Raw genomic sequence first — 1,559 nt, 5'->3', positions numbered from 1 at the left:
GGCTGGTGCGGCTGCTGGGGGTGCTGCTGCGGGCCGGGCTGGTGCGGGTGGTGGGGGGTCGGGGTGGTGCCCGGGTGCGCGGAGCCGGGGCGGTCGGGCGCGGGACGCGAGGAATCCGGGTGCTGGGTGTCGGGGCGCGGCTCGGACCCGTCGGGACGGTGCTGGTCACCCTGCGGCCGCCGCTGGTCCGGGTGGTCGCCCTGGGGACGGTCCGCCTGGGGGCGGTCGTCCTTGGGGTGGGTGGTGGCGTCCGGGTGGTCGGTGTGCGGGGTGGTGGGGTGGTTCGCGTCCGGGTGCGGGGGCTGGTTGGCGTGGGTGGGGTCCGGCTGGTGGTCCTGGGCCGGGCGCGGGTGGCCGGCGTCCGGGCGGGTGGCGTCCGGGCGCTCGGGGTGCTGCTGCGGCGACTGCTGGTGCTGCTGGTCCGGGTGGGACGGGTTGGACTGCTCGGGGCGGGCCGGGTGCTGACCGTCCGGGTGCGGGGACTCGGGGTGCGTGGCCTCGGGGCGTCGCTGGGTGCCGTCCGGGTGGGTGGTGTCGGAGCCGGTGGGGTGGGACTGGTCAGGGCGCGGGGACTCCGGGCGCGGCTGGGTGCCCTCCGGGCGCGGGGTGTCCGGGTGGGTGGCGTTCGGGTGGGTGGTGTCCGGGTGCGGCTGGTGGGAGCCCGAGCCCGTACCGGTGCCTGCCCCCGTGCCGGTGTTCGGGTTCGGGGTGGTGGTGGGCTCGGGGCGGCGGCGGTCGGTGACGTCGTGGACGGCCTGGGTGCCGTCGGGGCGGAGGTTGGGGCCCGGGGCCGGGGCGTTGGGGCGCGGGCCGTCCAGGCGCGGGTTGTACGCCGGGCGGTCCGGCGTCCGCTGCTGGGTGACGTCGCGGACTATCTGGGAACCGTCAGGGCGGCGGTTGGAGCCCGGGCCGGAGGCGTCGGCCGTGGGGCGGGCGGACGAGGCGCTGGGGGCGCCGCCCGCTGCCGGGGCGCCGCCGGCGTGCCCGGTGGGCGCGGCGGTGGGCATGCCCGCCATGGGGCTGCCGACGGCGGGCGAGCCCTGCGGGGAGTGCTGCGAAGTACCGGCGGCCGACGGGGAGTTGGCGCCGCCGGAGGACGAGTCGGTGGCGCTGTGCTGGGTGGGCGGGGGCGCCGTCAGGGTGTCGGCGGACTGGGTCCGGACGGTGGTGTCGTGGTCGTCGCCGACGTGCGGCATCGGGTCGCCCGCCGCGGGGTCACGGTGCTGGGCGGACGGCTGGCCGGCGGAGTGCTGAACGGGCGCGCCCTGGGACGGCACGCTCACATGCGGCATGGAGGGGCGGCCGCCGCCCGTACCGGTGGAGCCGGAGGAGTCGCCGTTCCCGGTGCCGTTTCCGCTGCTGGAGCCGGTGTCGTGGGACGGCGCCTGGTGCGGGGGCGGCTGGGGGGACGAGCCCTGGTCGGTGTGGGACGGGGCGTCGGGGGTGGGGGAGTTGTGCGGGGACGGCGCGGAGTGGTCCGGGGCCGGCTGGGTGCTGACCTGGTCGGTGTGGTTCTGGCTCGGGGTGTGCTGGGGCGTGCTGTCCGGGGTGTGCTGGGG

General features: G+C 78.8%; 1 protein-coding gene and 1 pseudogene. One reads left to right on the top strand and one right to left on the bottom strand.

Going from position 1 to position 1,559, the window contains the following annotated elements:
• Positions 1-1,283 (bottom strand): hypothetical protein (locus ADL22_RS34735; protein ID WP_267890166.1); only part of this gene is annotated, 1,283 nt, incomplete at its 3' end.
• A gap of 7 nt (positions 1,284-1,290) precedes the next feature.
• Between ADL22_RS34735 and ADL22_RS36160 the strand changes: the two are divergent.
• Positions 1,291-1,559 (top strand): annotated as a pseudogene (locus ADL22_RS36160) (hypothetical protein); the annotation flags it as partial.

The sequence above is a fragment of the Streptomyces sp. NRRL F-4489 genome, assembly GCF_001509485.1.
In the GTDB taxonomy this organism is placed as follows: domain Bacteria; phylum Actinomycetota; class Actinomycetes; order Streptomycetales; family Streptomycetaceae; genus Streptomyces.
Note: the sequence above shows the minus strand (reverse complement) of the source record. Positions and strands in the feature narration are given on the sequence as shown.